Origin of the sequence: Vibrio sp. 10N.222.46.A1 (genome assembly GCF_041473595.1) — a bacterium.
Lineage (GTDB): Bacteria > Pseudomonadota > Gammaproteobacteria > Enterobacterales > Vibrionaceae > Vibrio > Vibrio tasmaniensis_A.
On record NZ_JBFRSN010001389.1, the window covers coordinates 1 to 1,135 of the forward strand.

The 1,135-nt window shown below is 44.1% G+C and carries 3 protein-coding genes; all 3 read right to left on the bottom strand.

The window, feature by feature from the left end:
• Positions 1-20 precede the first annotated feature (20 nt).
• A complete protein-coding gene (locus tag AB4496_RS26850) occupies positions 21-419 on the bottom strand; it encodes a GspS/AspS pilotin family protein (RefSeq protein ID WP_009846424.1) in 399 nt (132 codons plus the stop codon).
• Position 420: 1 nt separating this feature from the next.
• Positions 421-717: a YciI family protein gene (locus tag AB4496_RS26855; RefSeq protein WP_009846425.1), complete on the bottom strand. Its 297-nt coding sequence runs from the start codon at positions 715-717 to the stop codon at positions 421-423.
• A gap of 194 nt (positions 718-911) precedes the next feature.
• A partial coding sequence (locus AB4496_RS26860; RefSeq protein ID WP_372090976.1) for an acyl-CoA thioesterase occupies positions 912-1,135 on the bottom strand: 224 nt, incomplete at its 5' end.

A 1,135-nucleotide genomic window follows, 5' to 3' on the forward strand; every position in this document is an offset into this window, starting at 1 on the left:
TCGAATCTCGAATCTCGAATCTAGCGGCTGCTCTGACACGTCTCTTTGCTGATCAGCTTTTCAACCATCAGTTGTCCGCGTGTATTGCGAATTTTGATGTTGTAAGCTAAGCCCATGTCGAGGTTAGCTCTTACTTCAGAGTTGGTGCAGTAGCTATTCACACTCATGTCTACAACTTGGTTTAAAGGCTTAGCGCCTTTCGCATCTTGGTTGTAGATCATCATGATTTCGACGACAGTATTTTTTGCTAGCACACGCATGATAGAGAGTGGACCATACTCAATAGGTAGGCCGGCAGATAAAACACCCGCACGATGGTGAGCCATCATCTCTAACTGTCTTTGTTTGTCTTGTTCACTTGATGAGCTACAGCCTGCGAGTAGGGCAATAGCCAGTGACCCAATAATCCATTTTTTCACGTTAAAATACTTTCTTGAATGGTTTAACAATCACATTCTGGTAGACACCAGCAGCGATGTACGGGTCTGCATCAGCCCATGCTTGTGCGTCTTCCAAAGAGTTGAATTCAGCAATCACAGTAGAACCAGTGAAGCCTGCTTCGCCAGGGTTATCGGAGTCAATTGCTGGCATTGGACCTGCTGTTAACAGTCGGCCTTCATTGTGAAGTGTTTGTAGGCGTTCTAGATGTTGTGGGCGAACACTTAGGCGTTTTTCTAATGAGTTTTCGACGTCTTGAGAAAAAATCACGTACCACATGTTGAGATATCCTTATGTTACTTCACTGAATTAGAGCGATTAAATTAGTTATCTGGCTAATTTACGCGAACTAATCGGTATTGGAAGAGTTAATGATAAGAAATTGTGAAATGGTGCGGGAGAGTGAGAAGGTCTTTAGCATTTTTAATCGAAACGACTAAAGACCTTAAAGTGCGATAGGGTCGTCGAAAGTACTATTTATTAATTGAGCGAGGTTTACCACTTTCGTCCACGGCAACGTAGTTGAATGTCGCGCCACATACCTTGTAACGATCGCCAATACCGTGATCAAGTACAGGCTTCACCCAGACTTCTAGGTCGATATTCATCGAGCTACGGCCAATCTTGGTGCAGTCGCCATAAACACAGACCACATCGCCAACCGACACTGGCTGTTTGAATTCGATGCTTGATACTG

Excerpts from the sequence above, each read along its gene's own strand:
- AB4496_RS26855 (WP_009846425.1), bottom strand. The coding sequence starts at position 717 with ATGTGGTACGTGATTTTTTCTCAAGACGTCGAAAACTCATTAGAAAAA.